Genomic DNA, 17334 nt, shown 5'->3' with positions numbered 1-17334 from the left:
AAACCGGCTGCGGGATGACTCACGAGGCCGGCAGCCAACGCTCCTGCAATGCAATCCGGTTGCCTTCCAGGTCCTGAAACTCGGCCACCTTGATGCCCTCCCCAACCTGAGTCACCGGGTAGAGCAGTCTGGCCCCGGCCGCCTGGGCCGTCGCCATCACCCGTTCAATCTCGCTGACCGCGAGATAGATCCGCGTGCCATCGATACTGGGCACATAGCTCTCCCCTTTGGCCAAGGCGCCGGAGCACCCCTCCACCCCTTCTGTCAGCGGGAACAGCGCCATCTCGTTGCCATCAATCTGCATCAACTCAAACTCGATGCCAAACACACGGCGGTAAAACGCCGTGGCACGCGCCATATCCGTCACCGGGATTTCAAAATGCATGGCAATATTGAACATGAAGTCTCCTCTGATTTGCACTCATCGGCATAGTGATACCCCATTGCAGGGTAATGACCAATGTTTTCCAACCATTGAGCATGCCAGCTTCGGTAAAAATGAATATTCTGGCGATGGATACCTGACGAAAGAAGGCGGTAACTTAATAACGGTTCGCTGTCACCAACACCGGCCACAAGAAATATTATTCAATGGCACACACCCCAAATTAAAAAAAAGATCAGAGCGATATTTTCGACTGACTATACCCCCTCACCCGTTGTTATCGGGTATTTTTATCACCGAGCACGCTTATACGCTGATAAACATCCAGCACCGCACCCACCAAATTAAACACTGGCTTTATTTTTACAGGCCGGATATCGAAAAGGGGGACAATATGTCCCCCGACTTGGCATGAGAGGTGTGATCCATTACCGAATATATTGATACCAGCCGCTTTATGCTATTTCGCCGGCACCAGCACCCAGGGATCTCCCTTGCCCGGTTCATTGCCCTGGGTCCACCACTTGGCCTGATAGATGGCTCCCTTGTAGCTCACCTTGTTGCCCGCCGTGTAGACCTTGCTGGCGCTCCAGGCGGCCACATCCCCCACAGGGGGATCGGTCGGATCAACCGGCGCAGGATCCAGCTTGGCCACTACCCGCACCTTGGGCCAGTTGGCGTGGGAGCCGTAGAAGTTGGTCACGCACTTCTCGTAATCCCCCGGCACCAGTGCCGAGTAGGCTGTCTGGAACCCCACCAGCTCACATTCGAACGAGTAGCCGCCGGGCCGATCCGGATAGTATTTCCAGTTGCCGTCCCAGTTGGTGTAGAGCACGTCGGTGGCGCCGTTGAGGTTGAGGCTGCCATAAGGGGTCTGCTGCCAGCAGGTGTTCTTCTCGTCGGCCTTGACGGGGATCTGATAGTGCTCGGCCAGCCCTTCCCAGTAGCGGATGCGGTTGACCGGCTGTCCCTTGTTCTTGTTCTGCTCGCCGCACTCGATGCCGCCATTGATGACGTTGATGGTGGTACCGAAGCCGTAGCCGATGCCGGCGGCGATCTCGCGCTGGGAGGGCACCCAGGTGCGATCAATCACGTGCAACATGGCGGGTTTGGGTGCCTGTGGGGTCAGGAAGAACCAGATGGCGGAGGCGAGGTTGAGCCAGGAGTCCGCCACCAACCCGGGGTTGTTCAGCAGCACGGACGCATCGCCGTCAAACATCGCCTCGGAGAAGGCACCGTAGTTGAAGTGATAGGAGAGCTGCTTGGCGCCGCGGCCGAAATAACCCTGGCCTGTGCTGCAGGGCCACTTCTTGTTCTGCCAGTCGTTCTGGCCGCAACCGGTGGTGTAGCCGGTCTGCCCCTCCGACCAGCCCATCTCGCGCACGTGCACCAGCGCCTGCTGCCACTCCTCCAGCGCCAGCGGGTTGTCGGAGATATTCTCCTTGGCGATGTGACCGCCGGTCTCCTGGGCGAAATGGGCAAAGGCGGTGATGATGGATTTTTTGCAGATGGCATCGGCATCACGGCCATCGGTATATTCGCCGCAAAAAGCCGGGAATTTTCCGACCGCCCGCAAGAAGCGCTCATAGGTATATTCCGGCGCCGCCATCTGGGTTAAATAATCCCAATCCGATTCGGTGAATACCCGCTCAACCCGCTTGACGTTATCCGGATTGCTGGCCGCCCTTGTCTTGATGGCATCGACAATGGTATTGGAACGTGTCGCCAACGCCTTTGCCCAAATCCCGTACATGGGATTCGCCGTCTTGGTTTTTTCCACCGCTGCCAGATCCGGGGCGGAAATTACATATCCACCGGCATTTTGTGGGTCGGGTTGAATATTCATGGCATAACTTGGCAATGCGCAGGCAGCCGCAACCAGCCAGGCACAATGTGTAGGCTTGAACATAACAGACAGTCCTTATGTCAGAATAACGTCGGGATAAGAGTCGCCTCGAGAATAATCCTCCCGGCCACTAAATTCACGGTGAAAATTAAGAATGTTACCGGAACTGTGAGCCAATTCACTCTGCCAGTTGGTGAGAATAAAATGCATTGTGAAGCGATGTGATGGCGAGCCTTTCGGCTATATGAAAATAAACCGAAGAAAAATGAGAAACGAGCGGTCACGCCGCTCTTTCAACGACACGCTCCCATCAACGAGAAGCACCAAAGGGCAAACCGCACAGCGCTGCAACAGGCCCCGCCGCGACGAGGCCCGCCGCTTATCCGTGCCGTGCTCGCACCGCGCGGATCAGGATATTGCGGGGGGTCATGGGCTTGTCGCAAAATTCCCCCACCTCCACCCGGTAGCCCTGCTCTTGCAGGAAGAGGGCGCGATCCAACGCCAGCCAAAGTTCCAGCGGGCGACGAAACAGGTGACGCACCAGCTCCATGCGGGCGACATCGCCATAGCGCGCCTCCCCCTTTGCCAGAAACCCGGCGTAGTCGAGGCCGGCCGGCAACACCAGATCCTTTCGCTCGGCGGCCCAGCCACAGAAATCCTCGAAGGTGCCGGTCAGCAGGCTCTTTTGCATGTTGGGCACCGGCAGATACTCATCCACCCCGCGCACCTGGCGCTGCAGGCAGTCAAAGGCCAGCCGCCAGGCCACTTCCTGCTCACGCAGGCGGGCGATGCGGGCGCCGCCGGTGACCGTCTCCTGCAGCGGCAACTTCAGATCGCTCTTGGCAAGCTGCAGCACACTGGCCTTGGCCGGGCCGGAGAGCGGCCGGTAGTGGCTGGTGCGGATCAGGTGATAACAGCAGGGGGAGAGGGTCACCCCCTCGGCACCGCGCGCCGCCACCTGTTCAATCAGATGGGTGTGCAGCTCGCCGCAGGCGTGCAGCGCCATGGCGTGATGGGCCGGGGCGATCAGCTGGGCCGTCTCATCGGCGAAGGCATCGGCACAGACAAATGCCATCCGGGCACCGTCGCGAGCGGCCAGCTGGCGCCCCTCCTCGCACAATGGCGCCTGCAGCTCCAGGCTCAGCACCTCGGCTTGATGGTGCAGGGAGACCAGTCGCCCCAGGTGCCCCTTGCCCGCACACCACTCCAGATAGGGACCGCGGTGCGCGGGCAGACAAGCGGTGAAGGCTTCAATCTGGGCCTGCTTGCGCCCCGGCATGTACATCGCCATGGTCCGCTCGCACGGGATGGGCTCGGCCGTCAGGGTCGGCAACGCGCTCAGGGCATGCAGCGCCGAGCCCTGCGGGATCCAGGGGGCCAGCAGCTCGCACAGGGCAGGCATGTCGCCATCGAGCCGTTCAATCTCGGCCAGCGACAGGGCATTGAGGCGCTCAGCCAGTGCCGGCGCCGTCTTGGCAAAGGCAAGATCCAGGTGGTGGTAGGGTTGATATTGCCACCAGTGCCGGGCTTCGCTCAGCAGTCGATCCAGTTGTTGAAAACATTGAGCCAGCACGCGTGCCCCTGTTCTGCCGTCAAAATGGAGGCTCATTCTAGCGATCCCGCGTCAAAAAGCACTCTCATCTATGCTGCGCCATCACAGCTGTCCTGCCATCCTCCTATGCCAACTGGTTCCTTTGATGTTTCCAACGGCCGGCAGCGGGCCTGCGACCGGGTTTAGCCTGACAAACAGCGGGGTTTTGTGGTATATTCCGCCCCTTCATTATCTTGGCCTGCCCATCGCGGGCCATTTTACCAACGTGAATGGAACCAAAACATGACCATCAATGCCATCCTGCAAGCGCGCGCGGGCGCCAAGTGTGAACTGTGCGGTGCCGAACAGGCGCTGACTGCCTTCGCGGTCCCCCACTCTCCGGCCAGCGATGATGATCACAGCGTTGCCCTGTGCGACACCTGCCGTGGCCAGCTGGAGCAGCCGGCAACCACAGTGGTCAACCACTGGCGTTGCCTGGGCGACAGCATGTGGAGCCAGGTGCCTGCGGTACAGGTCATGGCGTGGCGCCAGTTGAAGAACCTCTCCGCTCAAGGCGAAGTCTGGGCTCAGGACATGCTGGACATGATGTACATGGAAGACGAGACCAAGGCCTGGGCCGAAGCGGGCATGGCCGGCGACGATGACGACAGCGTGCCCACCGTCGACTCCAACGGCGCCGTATTGGTCGAAGGTGACTCGGTGACCCTGATCAAGGATCTGGACGTCAAGGGCGCGGGCTTCACCGCCAAGCGCGGCACCCTGGTGAAGGGCATCCGCCTCACCAACAATCCGCTGCACATCGAAGGCAAGGTCAACGGCGTGCAGATCGTACTGGTCGCCGCCTACCTGAAAAAGGCCTGATCGCCCTCAGCCCTGCTAGCATGAGCGCCCCACGGGGCGCTTTTTTTGTGCCTGCCGATTGCCCGCCATCCCCCTCTTCTTGCCGCGAACCGTCGCGACACAAGGCCCTACACCGGCATGCTTTCTGCCGTTATTTTGAGCGAAAGGTTGGTGTCATCAGCAACCCTGTGGCACTCTGGCGTTTCATGGACTGACCTACCCCCGACACCGCAAGTGTCATCACTGCAAAAGGAGCACGCCAGATGGCCAAAGTCAGCAAGAAAGAGATCAAGCAGAAGATTGCCGCCCGCCTTGAGAAAATTGCCAAGCACGAGAGCAAGATCAAGAAGCTGAAGAAAGCCCTGAAATAAGGGCCGGCAGAACAAAAAAACCGCCTGATGGCGGTTTTTTTGTGGCGATATCAGTCGTAAACCCCATCCAGCAGCCATGCTTGCCAGCCCCTCGCCAGTACCAATACCTCCTGCTCCAGCCACCGACCCTGCCTGATCAGATGCATAAGCGCCTCTGCCAGCGGATTGCCCTGCCCGCCGGTCACCGAGGCTACCCACTGGCCTTCTCGCCAACAACCGCCGATGCGTCACTGGCAAACCCGGGACAAACGGCGCAAGCTGGTTGTCATACAGCCGCCCCGCTGCCGGGTGGGAGCAGGCCGGCGATACCTTCACAGGGGCTTTTCATGACGCAACCTACAGCACCGCAACCCGCCTCTTCCTGGCATCTTGCGGACATTCGCGAGCTGACCCGACTGTTCATTCAGGCCCTGCCTGCGACGATACAGCTCACCGAGGCCGTCCATCAGGCGGTATTGAGCGGCATGGGCTTCAAGGGGCGGGAGGAAGGAAAGACGGCGGGGATCACCGGACTGGTTTACAAGGGGGTATATGGCGCCGCCAGCGCGCTGGGCAGCGGTATCCATGCCCTGCTTGCCCATCTGCCGCCAGCCCCGCCTTTGCAGCAAATTCCCGACACGCCCAGCCGCGCGGCCCTGCTCGCCACCCTCAATGGCGTGATGGGGGACAAGCTGGTCGAGAGTCACAATGCCCTGGCCACCCCCATGACCCTGCGTTATCTCGGCAAGCCCTTGAGCTGGCCGGCCCTGCCGGCACAGCTGCCCCCTCGCGCACGGGTACTGCTGATGGTGCACGGACTGTGCATGAACGATCTGCAGTGGCAGACCCGGCATCAGGATGCGCTGGTCAATCACGGGGAGATGCTGGCCGAGGCGCTGGGTTACCTGCCCATCTATGTGCGCTACAACTCGGGCCTCTCCATCGTGCAGAACGGTCACGCACTGGCCCGTCAGCTGGAACAACTGGCAACCCACTGGCCCAGCGGCCTTGGCGAGATCAGCGTGCTGGCCTACAGCATGGGCGGACTGGTGATCCGCAGCGCCTGTCACAGCGCCGACCTGGCTGCCCAGACCTGGCCGGCCCACCTTAAAAACCTGTTGTTCCTCGGTACGCCCCATCATGGCGCACCGCTCGAATCCGCCGGCCACTGGCTGGAGCAATTGCTGCCGGCGACGGCCTACAGCAAGCCCTTCGTCAGGCTGGCACAGCTGCGCAGCGTCGGCATCAAGGATCTGCGCCACGGCAAGGTGATGGACTCATCTCCAACCCGGAATCCCCCTTCTTCCCCCTTGGCCGATCCTCGCGCCCCCTTGCCCCTGCCCGGCGGAGTGCGCTGTTTTGCCATTGCGGCCACCACGGCGGCCAAACGCAGCGTGCTGGCAGATCGGTTGATTGGCGATGGTCTGGTGCCCCTGCGCAGTGCCCTTGGCCTGCATGACGAGGCACGCCACCAGCTGGCCTTTCTCCCCGCCCATACCATGATTGCCTATCGCACCAGCCACATGGCGCTGCTCGGCAGCCCGCAGGTGGCTCGCCAGCTGCTGCACTGGCTAAAGAGCGATCACCAGGAGCAGAGCCCGGCTGGGGAGCACGACCCGCAATAGGCCAAAGCAGCCGGCTTGCCCCGACATAAAGTAAAAAACCGCCAGCTGGCGGTTTTTTTCATTGTCTGGCGATCACATCAGGCGGGCGCGGCCAAATACCCGGATTGAGCTGCCGGGCTCGGGGGGGATCTCGGCATGCAGGTGCGACGCCATCCCCATATCTTCCCCTTGAAAGAGATCGATGATGCCGCCGTGAGGCCAGTGCAGATCCCGCAGGTAACCGGCAAAGGCCGCGGTGGCGGCGCCGGTAGCGGGATCTTCATACACGCCACCATAGGCAAAGGGGTTGCGGGTATGAAACAGCTGCTCGCGGGCGGCATACGCCAGCAAGATGGTCACCAGCCCCTCTCGCTGCATCAGGGTTCGCCCCTCGGCCATCTGGTAGTGCATGGCCGCCAGGGCGGCGCGACTGTTGAGCGCCAGCACCAGATGATCGGCGCCGCCATGAATGAGGGCCGGTGGAATGCGGGGATCCAGGTCTGCCTGGGTATAACCAAACAGTGCCAGCGCGGCGCTCACCAGTTTGGCAGGGGCTGGTTTACTGCGAGTGGGGGGCGATTGCAGCGCCGCCTGCCACTCCCCTTCCCCGTCCAGCCAGCTCGAGACCGAGATGGTGGCCTGATTGAGTTGCAGCTGATACTCGCCGGCGCCAACCCGGCGGGCCAGCGCCACCCCGAGGGCAATGGTGGCGTGACCGCAGAACGGCACCTCGGCGGCGGGAGAGAAGTAGCGAACCCGCCACTGCCGTGGCCCGGCCTGCTCATCCACCGGCGTTGCTGGCGTGGGCAAGGGCGCGGCGAACGCGGTCTCCGAAAAGCCCACCTCGGCGGCGATGCGCTGCATCTCCTCGACACCGGGCAGCAGCGGCCCCAGCCAGACCCCGGCCGGATTGCCGCCGTTGGTACCGGTGGAGAAGGCGGCAATGCGCACCAACTCGGGTTCCCACTCACGCTCTGTCATCGCTCGCTCCTGACTGTCGCCGACATGATTGGCCTGCACTTGCCGCGGGCCGCTTTCCATAAGATAGCGAGCCCGCCGCGGCCGGTAAATTAAATGGTGCGCGGGTGCCGCTTGGGCGCCGCAGAACCGGGCCACAGCAGCTACGTTTGATGCGTGTCTGTATAAGGTCCTGTTGTGGAGCACCCTATGTATTCTTACACCCTCACCTTCAAGGAGGAGGTCGACAAACTGACCGCCCCCGAACATGAAATCAGCCTGCACACTCCCGCCCAGGCCGGTGATTTCATCATCCTCTCCGATGGCAGCCGTCATCAGGTGATGTTTGTCACCCACCGCGCCCACTACAGCAGCCTCTACCTCGACAAGGGGGTACGAGTGCCGCAGGGCTAGCGAAGCCGTCAGCCGTTGCAGACAACAAAAGCGCGGCCCTTGGCCGCGCGTTGAACGTTCCGGGTAGATCAAGGGATATCAGAGCACCTTGATCACCGGCTGGTGCATGATGGCAACCTCGTTCTGATAGACCACCAACTCACCCGGCGGCGTGCCCCGCTCACCCAAAACGGTCACGGCGCACTCGTAGCGGTAAGGGCCGCTGGTGAATAGATAGGTGTGGTTACCCCCCGTCCCCTCCACCCTGACGGTGCCATTGCTGAGCACCAGGTCCGGCTTGTCGCTGAGCGTCTTGCCCTTGGCCCAGGAGGCATAGCGATAACGGCCGTCACCCAGCTCATCGATGCGAATGGTAAATTTCTCGGTCTGCCACATCAGCTCAGGGCGCTGGTACTCCCGCAGGCCGGGATAAAGATCGCTTTTCTGTTTGGCGACAAGCTCGGCCTTGCGTTTTGCAGCCTGCGCCGTCTGATGATTGATGCTAATCACCTTGCCATCAAAATCCAGCCACACCTCGCCACTGCCCAGCATGATGCCGCGCCAGCCCATGGCCTGCCAATCCTGCCCGACCCGGGAACTGGCAATGCTGTTTAAAAGGGCGTCATCAAACACCTCGTCGAAACGGGCCACCATCTCGGACGGGCTCTTGATGACCGGGATGGGATACTCCTGCTTGAAGGGATACTTCATCTGACGGGCAAGGTCCTGTGGATCCCGCGCCTTGGCGGCATCGATCACCTTCTGTACCAGAGGGCGATACTCGGCGCCGAGCTGCGGCTCCTCGGCATACCCTGGCGCCATGGTCAGCAGCCAGCCCAACAGCGCCACCAGCACAAGCGCCCCCCCTCCGCGCACACGCCTTGACGACCAAGCGACGTTCCAGGAAACCTGCCACTGCATCTTGCTCATGCCCCCTCCTCAATCAGCTTGGCCATTATATATTCATCGACATATGCACCATCGACCCTCATCGTATTGCGTTTGACCCCTTCCACCTCGAATCCGCAGGCGCGGTATAGCGCACAAGCCCGGGCATTGTGACACATGACGCTCAACTCCATACGGGTAAAGCCGTGCGTCCTGGCCCACGCCTCCAGCGCAGACATCATTTTTTTGCCAAAGCCCTGTCCAGTTGTAGAGAGTTGAATGCCGATAACGCAATACAGTACATGTTTGTTGCGATTTGCCGGTTGACCGATGCCGACAATAAAACCAGCAATTTCGCCATGCTCCGACAATACCAGCATGACTTTGTTGTTTGCATCGACAAACGAGGCCAATATTTGAGCTTGCTCGATCTTTGTCGTGGTGCGCTCACCCGGCTCATAGAGCATAAAAGTTGTTTCATTGTCGAGTCTGTTCATCAAGGCCAGTAGGTTATCTGCATCCGATACCCGGACCTGTCTCACTTCCATCTATTTTCCCCTCCATGGGACTTTGTTTTTCCCGTTCAAATACGGCTACTGATCACGCCGGATCCGGCAACCAATATTCATAGAAATCTGTCTCGGCATGCTTGGGGTTGGGCCCCAAATATTGCCACCCGCAGCGCTGATAGAAACGCAGTGCCCGCGGGTTGAGACGGCTGACCGACAACACCACTCGCCGGCAGCCAGCCGGCCACAAGGTGCGACCGATATATTGCAGCAGCAGATCGGCCATGCCTTGACCACGCGCCTGTGGCGTCAAATAGATCAGATATATGTAGCCGGTTTCCGGTTCGGCTGAGACAGTGCAAAACTCCAGCTGCCCCACTATCTCGCCCCCTTGCCATACATGCAGATAATGCCACTCCTGGCTGGTCAGCCTCGTCGCCATCCGCTCCCGATAGCCCGCTAGAAACTCGTCAAATCCCTCGTCGCGGTGGAAGCTGCAAACATAGGCGTCCCGACGGGCCTCCACGCAAAACTCATAGTCACGCGCCAGGTTTATTTTTTTGAATTCGAGATTCATCGCCATCCTTGCCACTTTGCGGTGGCCAAACGACAGGTGATCAAGGCAGTGTCGATATGTCAAAACACGTTATTCAGCGCATTGGCAAACAGGCCAATCACATATGGCGTCAGCAAGCTGCAAACCAGCTCTCAACCGACAGAAAATAGGTGGCGAACACCCGCCCGGAGAGGTGCGTCTTCTCTACCCGGTTTGCCTTGCGGGCCAGTGCAGCATAAGCGGGACGGCTGTCCAGCAGATGAAAGCGGACTTCGGTATGCCCCATCTCCCGTGCCCAGCACATCATCTCCCTGAAGATGGCGATACCAGCCCCCCAGTGGGCCTGACCGATGACGATAGCCAGCTCGACGCCAGCCTCATCCGGTTGTATCCCGCACCACCCAGCCAGCTGCCCATGAATCAACACGGCTCGAACACGACACCCCGGCAGCTGGTTGATCCGTATTTTGTCGTCCATCCAGCGCCCAACCCCTTGCAGATCGAAACGTGGGTGATCAATCAGGTGTTTTCTGATCGTTGCGTCGTTGAGCAGCGGCAGAAAATCCGGAGCCAGCACATCGTCAAAATGTTTGAATTGCACTGTCATATATCAGCCTCAGCCTTGATTACCTCCGAGAAACAGGACCCAGCGAAGGCGTTTTCGACATCACATAGACCATGACCATCCACGTCACTGCCCTCGCTGTTTTTTCACCTTCTTCAACGCCATCTTGCGCTTTAGCGGCGAGAGATAATCGATAAACACCTTGCCCTGCAGGTGATCGATCTCATGCTGCATCACGATGGCCAGGAAATCGCTGCTCTTTACCGTGATAGGCACGCCATGGCGATCCAGTGCCGACACCACCACCGAGCCGTAACGCTCAACATCGGCATAATAATCCGGCACGGAGAGACACCCCTCTTGCCCAAACGCTGGTTCAGTGCTGCTTGTCACTTGCGGATTGATCAACACCAGCGGCTGATCCCGTGTCTCCGACAGGTCGATGATGACGATGGCTTCCTTGCGCCCCACTTGCGTGGCCGCCAGACCAATACCATTGTCGGTGGCATAGAGGGTCTCCAGCATGTCATCGATCAGGCCTTGCACGGTCGCAATATCCTCAACCGGTTCGGCTTTGATACCCAATCGCGGGTCGGGAACCGTTAAAATATCCAGTCTTGCCATGAGGGCTCTCCGTCAACTATTAGTACCTACGTACTCTTCTCTCGTCACCGGCCTGGACAAGGAGACGAACGCCGGCTCTTCCGCTACCACCTGATAACCGAGGCGCCGATAAAATTCTATTGCCCTCTGATTGGCGCTAAAGCTCGACAGGGTCACCCGGTGTCGCCCCTCAGATGCCGCTTCGCGATGCAACCGTGTCATGACGGCCGAGCCAAGCTGCCGGCCCTGATAACGGGGGAAGATAATCAACAGATGAACGTGCAGCGCATCGTCGTATGGCTTGCGGCAGAGCAGGCCGACTCGCGCCCTCTCAGCCAGGATCCACGAAAACCAGTGCGGCTCATATTCGCTGGTCAACCGCTCGCGCTGAAAGTCGTCATCCCAGCCAAACACCGCCTCGACATAGGGAAAGATCCCCTCCTTGACGGCTGCAAAGCGCTGTTCAAACTCACTTGGCGCTATCCCCGCCAGTTCGATCTCCATCCCACCTCCTCGGCTCAACCATCTTGGCGGCCTGATGACCGCCTCTCGTCAGACCGCCCACCCGCCATGGAGGTCATGTCGCTTGGTCCCAACATTGATTTTCATTTGGGTATCTTACCGAACAATCTGGAGATGAAAAGACGGCAGGCATAAACAGGCGGGATAAGAGCAATAAGCCCCCGTTCAACCTCTCGGTAGAGGATGCAGAGACGCAGATCAGGGGGGCGATGACGGGGTGGGACTGCGTCTAGGGCAGTACCTGAACATGAATGGAAATCGGGCCAACCTTGGGCCCGATGGGTTTAAGGGAGGCTCACCTCCTTCATAAAAATCAGCCGCAGCGGCTCTGCCAGCAGTGCCTCAGCCTCGGCGGCAAAGGCCTGGAAATAGTCCGTCTGGCAGTGACTGTCCAGCGCAGCCTGATTGACGAACGCCTCGCGCATGTAGAAGGTGCCCGGCTCGTCCTGCAATTCAAACAGCACGTAATCCAGGTTGCCCGGCTCGCGCCGCGTCGGCGCAATGAGCTTGAGCAGCTCGCGGCGCAGTGGCTCTCTCATGCCGGCCCGGGCCTTCAGCACGGCGATGGACACCCGTTTATCTTCACTCATCTTGGTCTGCTCCATTTTCTCAAGGGTAAGCAAAGGGGCCCAGAACCAGGCGCGGCCTTCGCGTCGAGCAGCAGTGTAAGAGGGGCGGCCTGGCGGGATATAGCCGGGCAGGATGGACACTCTGTTCAAGCCACTGAACGAATCAGCGCCTAGAGCGCCTCTATCTTCACCTTGATAAGCCCGGCGCGAGGATTGCCGATGGCGCTGAAGGCCGCTTTGGAGAGATCGATGATGCGCCCGCGCGGGAAATTGCCCCTGTCGTTGACCCTGACCACCACGCTCTTGCCGTTGGCGAGGTTGGTGACCCGCACCATGGCACCGAAGGGCAACTCCATGTGGGCGGCGGTGTTGGCGTGGCGCTGATAAGGCTCGCCGCTGGCGGTGCGCTTGTTGTGGTAGCGATCGGCGTAGTAGGAAGCGAGCCCCGTCTCGCTATAGCCGCGCCAGCTGCCGTCGTGGCTCTCGTCATAGCGGCTGCTGCAGGCGGCCAGCAACACGGTGAGCGACAGCAGCAGCCCCTTTCGCAAAAATTGCCCCTTTTCAACCATGTGCCTTGTCCTTGCTCCCCTGCGGGGTTGTCGATGCCAATGAAGCGGTAGCGGGCATGAGCGAACCAGCGTGGTGCCGGCCAGCCATAACCGCGCCGCTACTTTGCCACAGTTTCCAAACAAAACGGGAGGCCAAGCCTCCCGTTTTCATACCTCGTCCGTCAGCCTCTGTCAGGCGATCAGCTTGTCATCGGCAAAGCCGAAGCCACGCAGACCCACCACATGCACATGCTCGTGCTTGCCCTGCACCTTGCGGATGAGCTTGTAGGTGGTGCCCTTCTCGGGGCTGATGTTCTCGGGCGCCGCGATAAGCAGCTGCATATCCTGCCGCTCGCACAGCTCGAACAGGGTGGCGATGGATTTGCCATCCAGACGGGCCGCTTCGTCGAGGAACAACAGACGGCAGGGGGCGATATCCTTGCCGCGCAGACGGCGGGACTCCTCCTCCCAGCTGATCAGTACCATCAGCAGGATGGCCTGACCGGTACCGATCGCCTCGCCGGTGGAGAGCGCACCGCTCTCGGCCCGCAGCCAGCCATCGGCACCGCGCTGCACCTCGATCTCCAGCTCCAGATAGTTGCGATAGTCGAGCAGCACGTCGCCCATCACCTGATAGCTGCGATCCCCCTGCTCGATCTGCGGGTTCAGGCGCTGGAACAGCTTGGCCATCGCCTCGGAGAAACTGAGCTCCTTGTCGGCGAACAGATCGTTGTGCATGGCGGTTTGATCGGCCAGCGCCGTCAGCAGACGGGTGTGGGCCTCGCGGATATTGACGTTGAGGCGCACTCCACGCACAAGACCGAAGGCGATGTTCTGCAAGCCCTGGTTGAGCACCCGAATGCGGTTCTGCTCGCGGCGGATGATGTTGGTGATCTTGGCCGCCACCTCGTGGGAAGAGAGCGACAGATGGGTTTCCCGCTGCTTGAGCTCGTCAGCGAGGCGGGCCAGCTCGATCTCCATCTCCTCGATCGCCTCAACCGGATCATCGGAGCGGATGATGTCGTTGCGGATGCGATCTTTGAGGTAACGGTAGACCTGCACGTAGAAGGCCACCTTCTGCTCGGTGCTGCGGTTGCCCTCGGAGAGACGCAGCGCATCGCGCAGGGCCTCGTCGTGGGCCACCGCCACCCGCAGGGCGCCGAGGGCCTTGTCCGACATGGAACGCAGCTCGTCGCTGTCCAGATAAGCCAGCTCGCGCTTGTTGAGGCGCTTCTCGACGTCGGTCTCCCGCGCCAGTCGCACCACCCGCGACCAGCTCGCCTTGTGACCCACCAGAGATTTACGGGCGCTGTAGTAATCCTTGCCTTCCAGCTTGAGACGGCCACCGAGGGATTCGATCTCGCGCTTGGTGACCTGCAACTGGGCCTCGGCGCTGGTGCGACGGGAACGGGTACGGATCAGCAGCTCTTCAATCTCTTTCTTGTGGGCGCGCGCCTTCTCTTCCATATCGTCAGAGAGGGTCAGGCCCATGGCCGCCAGCTCCTGCTCGAACTCAGTCAGGGTCTGGCGCTTGGCCTCGACGCTGGAGTTGAGGGCAGTGCGCAGCTGCAACGCCTCGGTATGGCGCTGGGCAATCTGCTTGTTCTGCTCGCCAGCGGTGCGGGCCGCCAGCTCGGCCGCCTTAAGCTTCTCTTTGAGTCGCTCGCTCATCTCGGAGGCCTTGCCCAGCAGATCTTGCGCATCCTGATAGGCAAAGTGCGGCAGACGGGCCACCAGCTGATCGAGGGCGTAGCAACGGCGCTTCTGCTCGGCCAACAGGTCGCTCACCTCATCGTAAGCTGCCTGCAGCGCGGCAAGATCCTGCGGATCCTGGCGCAGCACCTGCACCATGGTTTCCAGCTTCTCCAGCGACTTGCCGTGTTTGGCGATAAAGGCTTCGGCTGTTTTAAGGGCCTCGACGTCGGCGTGAGCCGCCTCGAGGCGGGCAACCAGGTCCGTCTCGGCAAACAGGTGAGCAAAGGGCAGCATCCCCTGCACCAGCTGGATATGGCGGGTCAGCTGGGCGGCGGCCGCTTTGGCATCACTCAGCTGCTTGTCGCACTCGGCTATGGTTCCCTGCAGCATACGCTGCTCGTGCTGTTTGGCCTGCACTTCGGCTTCGGGGTCGGGGCGGAAGGCGATGTCCAGATGCTGGCCGATAAAGTCGCGGAAGTGGCCGTAGAGACGGTGATACTTCTGCTGCTCAAAGGCGGCCTTGGCGTAACCCTCGATGAGGCCCTCGCGTTCAAGGTCGAGCTGCTCGATCCGTTTTTCCCGGGCGGCACGACCAAACAGCGGCAGCTCGGGGTAGCGGGAGAAGCGCACCTGACGCTTGCTGGTGCGTACCAGCACGGCATCCCCCAGCTCGTCCGCTTCCACCAGATCCTCGTCAAAGGAGTCGGGGTTGCCCTGGATGAGGTAGATATCTTCCGGGCAATCTTCCAGCTTTTTCAGCCGCTCGATGGCCCCTTCAAGGTCGAGCACCACCAGGGCGCTGCGAGCCGGGCCGTAAAGCGCGGAGTAGTAAGGGGCATCGTCGATGGAGATGTCGTCATAGACATCGGAGAGCAACACGCCCCCCACCTGCTCGGCGATGCGGGCCAGGCGCGGATCCGCCTCGCCAGCCCCCAGCTGCAGGTTGCGAATTTGCAGCTCCAGCGCCTGTTTCTGCGCCGCGATGCGGTTGCTCTCCTGCTCGAACTCGCGCTCCTTGTCGAGCACGCTCTGCATGCCGGCCGAAAGCTCTTCGGCGGTAGTCAGCGGCAGACCGCTCTGCTCGCGCAGCTGCTCGAGCTTTTCAAAGGATTTGAGCCAGCGCGGCGCCAGCTTGGTCAACTCCGCAATATCACGGCCCAGCTGGGTGCCCTGATGCTCGAGGCTGGCGCGGCGCTGATTTACCTCCGCCTGTTGCTCGGAGAGCTCTTCCTGACGGGTGCGCTGGGCTTCGAGGAAGATCTCCAGCTCATCGCTGCTGGCAATCAGCTGGCCAGAGGCCTGCTGCAGCTCGTCACGCAGCTTGAAGAGACTCTTCTGGCTTTCGCTCTCTTTCTCGAGGCGAGCCAGCGCGGCGCGCAGCCCCTGCCCCTGGGCGATGCGGGCTTTGTCTTCGATGTGACGCTTGAGCAGTGCCTGCGCGGTGGACCAGGCGGCCTCGCGCACTGTCTCGGGGGCAATGCTCAAAAGCAGCGCCAGCGCCGCTTCGTGCTCGGCCACCGCCGCCTTGGCCAGCGCCAGCTGCTGCTCGGCCCCCAGCACCCGGCTGGTGAGGCTCTGCTCGGCGGCGCGGAACTGATGCAGGGTGTCGCTCGCCTGTTCGGCGGTCAGCCCCGGCAGCTCGCACTGCTCGCGGGCAGTCTCCAACGCCTGCACCGCCTGGCGGTACTGGATGGCGCGGGTTTGCTGGATATCGAGCGCCTGTTGGTAGTCGGCCAGCTGGGTCTTGAGGCTGTCTACCTCTGCCTGGGCCAGCTCCTTGCGCTCTTCCACCTCCAGCAGCTGGCCGTGGATCTCTTCCACCACCGCTTGTTGTTGCTCGAGTTTGTCAGAGAGATCCGCCAGATCGGCGCGGTACATCTCGATCTTCTTCTGCAAGCTGACGGCTGCCATCACCTTGGCCAGGTGCTCGGCGGCCGATTCCAGCTCGTCGGTCAGCAGTTTCTCACGGTTGGTGAGCTGCTCCACCTCGTCGGCCAGATAGATGGCGCGCTGCTTCTCTTCGGCCAGCAGGCGACGCTTGCCTGCCAGCTCCTGGCGGGCTTTGAGGGCCAACTCGGAGAGACGATTCTTCTCGGCGGCGTTGCGCACATAGTCGGCCGCCACATAGTGGGTGGTCTCGGTGATGAGGTTCTTGAACAGATCCCGCTGACCTTGCGTCTCCTTGATCGCCTCCAGGGTACGGCGGTTCTCGTAGATGGCCGCCTCCATGTCCTGGAACGCCTTGCGCACACCGGAGTTCTCCGGCAGCAGGTATTCACGCAGTGACCGGCTGATGGAGGAAGAGATGCCGCCGTAGAGGGAGGCTTCAATCAGGCGATAGAACTTGCCGCGATCCTTTTGATCACGCAGCTTCTTCGGCGTGATGCCGAACTCGAACATGAAGTTGTGATAATCGGTCACCGTATTGAACTTGGCGACTTTCAGCGCCCCCAGCTCGGCGGCGGCCCCCTTCAGATCGGCGAAGGCACGTACCCGCCCCTTGCCGTCATCGAGCTTCTCCAGCAGCAGATCGGTGGGTTGCAACTGCTCCGGCACATCCACCAGCGCAAACGGGGTGATGTTGACCTTGTTGTCGCGGTTGGCCACCTGCTCCAGGTGAACACCGACCCAGATCCGCTGCTCGCGGCTGTTCATCACTTCCAAAAGGGAGTAGCAGTGGCCGCGCTGCAGCTTGCCGTAGAGCCCCTTGTCGCGAGAAGCGCTGGAGGAGCCCGCCTCAGTGGTGTTACGGAAGTGAAGCAGCGACTGGTCGGGAATGAGCGCCGCAATAAAGGCCGCCATGGTGGTGGACTTGCCCGCGCCGTTGCCGCCGGACAGGGTAGTGACCAGCTGGTCGAGATCGAAGGTGCGGGCGAAGAAGCCGTTCCAGTTGACCATGGTCAGGGATTTGAATTTGCCTCTCACGACTTTGCCTCCATCTGGGCCTTGGAT

The 17334-nt window shown here is 60.8% G+C and carries 16 protein-coding genes; 3 read left to right on the top strand and 13 right to left on the bottom strand.

Annotated features, from left to right (window positions below; all coding sequences use genetic code 11):
• Positions 1–19 precede the first annotated feature (19 nt).
• From E5E97_RS15465 to E5E97_RS15455, 3 genes are all read right to left on the bottom strand, one after another.
• Complete coding sequence (locus tag E5E97_RS15465) at positions 20–400, bottom strand: VOC family protein (protein ID WP_171280515.1); 381 nt, start codon at positions 398–400, stop codon at positions 20–22.
• A 445-nt stretch (positions 401–845) separates the two neighbouring features.
• Positions 846–2294: a chitinase gene (locus E5E97_RS15460; RefSeq protein WP_171280514.1), complete on the bottom strand. Its 1449-nt coding sequence runs from the start codon at positions 2292–2294 to the stop codon at positions 846–848.
• A 316-nt stretch (positions 2295–2610) separates the two neighbouring features.
• A complete protein-coding gene (locus E5E97_RS15455) occupies positions 2611–3840 on the bottom strand; it encodes a methyltransferase (protein ID WP_171280513.1) in 1230 nt (409 codons plus the stop codon).
• Positions 3841–4065: 225 nt separating this feature from the next.
• Here E5E97_RS15455 and E5E97_RS15450 point away from each other — a divergent pair, with 225 nt between their 5' ends.
• Together E5E97_RS15450 and E5E97_RS15445 are read left to right on the top strand one after the other, a co-directional pair.
• A complete protein-coding gene (locus E5E97_RS15450; protein ID WP_162498673.1) occupies positions 4066–4644 on the top strand; it encodes an alkylphosphonate utilization protein in 579 nt (192 codons plus the stop codon).
• Between the two features lie 676 nt (positions 4645–5320).
• Positions 5321–6598: a triacylglycerol lipase gene (locus tag E5E97_RS15445; protein WP_118881283.1), complete on the top strand. Its 1278-nt coding sequence runs from the start codon at positions 5321–5323 to the stop codon at positions 6596–6598.
• A 72-nt stretch (positions 6599–6670) separates the two neighbouring features.
• Here the strand turns inward: E5E97_RS15445 and E5E97_RS15440 are convergent, their stop codons facing one another.
• Positions 6671–7558, bottom strand: coding sequence for a PhzF family phenazine biosynthesis protein (locus tag E5E97_RS15440; protein WP_118881284.1), 888 nt, complete (start codon positions 7556–7558; stop codon positions 6671–6673).
• Positions 7559–7744: 186 nt separating this feature from the next.
• Between E5E97_RS15440 and E5E97_RS15435 the strand changes: the two genes are divergently transcribed.
• The gene (locus E5E97_RS15435; RefSeq protein WP_024946319.1) at positions 7745–7948 is read left to right on the top strand and encodes a hypothetical protein; all 204 of its coding nucleotides are present in this window, start codon (positions 7745–7747) and stop codon (positions 7946–7948) included.
• 78 nt (positions 7949–8026) lie between these two features.
• Here E5E97_RS15435 and E5E97_RS15430 read toward each other — a convergent pair whose 3' ends face one another.
• The 9 genes from E5E97_RS15430 to mukB all read right to left on the bottom strand — a co-directional run bounded on the left by E5E97_RS15430 (position 8027) and on the right by mukB (position 17307).
• Positions 8027–8848 (bottom strand): hypothetical protein, encoded by an 822-nt coding sequence (locus E5E97_RS15430; RefSeq protein WP_238427543.1) that lies wholly within the window; start codon positions 8846–8848, stop codon positions 8027–8029.
• A gap of 5 nt (positions 8849–8853) precedes the next feature.
• Positions 8854–9363 carry a GNAT family N-acetyltransferase gene (locus E5E97_RS15425; protein ID WP_118881286.1) on the bottom strand — a complete coding sequence of 170 codons (510 nt, stop codon included), beginning with the start codon at positions 9361–9363 and terminating at the stop codon, positions 8854–8856.
• A gap of 52 nt (positions 9364–9415) precedes the next feature.
• A complete protein-coding gene (locus E5E97_RS15420) occupies positions 9416–9901 on the bottom strand; it encodes an N-acetyltransferase (RefSeq protein ID WP_118881287.1) in 486 nt (161 codons plus the stop codon).
• Between the two features lie 109 nt (positions 9902–10010).
• On the bottom strand, positions 10011–10487 hold the full coding sequence (locus E5E97_RS15415; RefSeq protein WP_060389511.1) for a GNAT family N-acetyltransferase: 477 nt from the start codon (positions 10485–10487) through the stop codon (positions 10011–10013).
• A gap of 84 nt (positions 10488–10571) precedes the next feature.
• The gene (def, locus tag E5E97_RS15410; RefSeq protein ID WP_118881288.1) at positions 10572–11069 is read right to left on the bottom strand and encodes a peptide deformylase; all 498 of its coding nucleotides are present in this window, start codon (positions 11067–11069) and stop codon (positions 10572–10574) included.
• Positions 11070–11081: 12 nt separating this feature from the next.
• A complete protein-coding gene (locus E5E97_RS15405) occupies positions 11082–11552 on the bottom strand; it encodes an N-acetyltransferase (protein WP_118881289.1) in 471 nt (156 codons plus the stop codon).
• A 302-nt stretch (positions 11553–11854) separates the two neighbouring features.
• A complete protein-coding gene (locus E5E97_RS15400) occupies positions 11855–12175 on the bottom strand; it encodes a putative quinol monooxygenase (protein ID WP_162901946.1) in 321 nt (106 codons plus the stop codon).
• A gap of 134 nt (positions 12176–12309) precedes the next feature.
• Positions 12310–12708, bottom strand: a complete 399-nt coding sequence (locus tag E5E97_RS15395; protein WP_162901947.1) for a septal ring lytic transglycosylase RlpA family protein — start codon at positions 12706–12708, stop codon at positions 12310–12312.
• A gap of 171 nt (positions 12709–12879) precedes the next feature.
• Positions 12880–17307: a chromosome partition protein MukB gene (gene mukB, locus E5E97_RS15390; protein ID WP_171280512.1), complete on the bottom strand. Its 4428-nt coding sequence runs from the start codon at positions 17305–17307 to the stop codon at positions 12880–12882.
• Positions 17308–17334: the final 27 nt, after the last annotated feature.

The sequence above is a fragment of the Aeromonas sp. 2692-1 genome (assembly GCF_013085505.1).
Lineage (GTDB): Bacteria > Pseudomonadota > Gammaproteobacteria > Enterobacterales > Aeromonadaceae > Aeromonas > Aeromonas hydrophila.
Note: the sequence above shows the minus strand (reverse complement) of the source record. Positions and strands in the feature narration are given on the sequence as shown.

Coding starts and splice junctions, on each gene's coding strand:
- E5E97_RS15435 (WP_024946319.1), top strand. CDS start 7,745: ATGTATTCTTACACCCTCACCTTCAAGGAGGAGGTCGACAAACTGACC.
- E5E97_RS15455 (WP_171280513.1), bottom strand. CDS start 3,840: ATGAGCCTCCATTTTGACGGCAGAACAGGGGCACGCGTGCTGGCTCAA.
- E5E97_RS15445 (WP_118881283.1), top strand. CDS start 5,321: ATGACGCAACCTACAGCACCGCAACCCGCCTCTTCCTGGCATCTTGCG.
- E5E97_RS15400 (WP_162901946.1), bottom strand. CDS start 12,175: ATGGAGCAGACCAAGATGAGTGAAGATAAACGGGTGTCCATCGCCGTG.
- E5E97_RS15405 (WP_118881289.1), bottom strand. CDS start 11,552: ATGGAGATCGAACTGGCGGGGATAGCGCCAAGTGAGTTTGAACAGCGC.
- E5E97_RS15460 (WP_171280514.1), bottom strand. CDS start 2,294: ATGTTCAAGCCTACACATTGTGCCTGGCTGGTTGCGGCTGCCTGCGCA.
- E5E97_RS15465 (WP_171280515.1), bottom strand. CDS start 400: ATGTTCAATATTGCCATGCATTTTGAAATCCCGGTGACGGATATGGCG.
- E5E97_RS15415 (WP_060389511.1), bottom strand. CDS start 10,487: ATGACAGTGCAATTCAAACATTTTGACGATGTGCTGGCTCCGGATTTT.
- def (WP_118881288.1), bottom strand. CDS start 11,069: ATGGCAAGACTGGATATTTTAACGGTTCCCGACCCGCGATTGGGTATC.
- E5E97_RS15395 (WP_162901947.1), bottom strand. CDS start 12,708: ATGGTTGAAAAGGGGCAATTTTTGCGAAAGGGGCTGCTGCTGTCGCTC.
- E5E97_RS15420 (WP_118881287.1), bottom strand. CDS start 9,901: ATGAATCTCGAATTCAAAAAAATAAACCTGGCGCGTGACTATGAGTTT.
- E5E97_RS15440 (WP_118881284.1), bottom strand. CDS start 7,558: ATGACAGAGCGTGAGTGGGAACCCGAGTTGGTGCGCATTGCCGCCTTC.
- E5E97_RS15430 (WP_238427543.1), bottom strand. CDS start 8,848: ATGCAGTGGCAGGTTTCCTGGAACGTCGCTTGGTCGTCAAGGCGTGTG.
- E5E97_RS15425 (WP_118881286.1), bottom strand. CDS start 9,363: ATGGAAGTGAGACAGGTCCGGGTATCGGATGCAGATAACCTACTGGCC.
- E5E97_RS15450 (WP_162498673.1), top strand. CDS start 4,066: ATGACCATCAATGCCATCCTGCAAGCGCGCGCGGGCGCCAAGTGTGAA.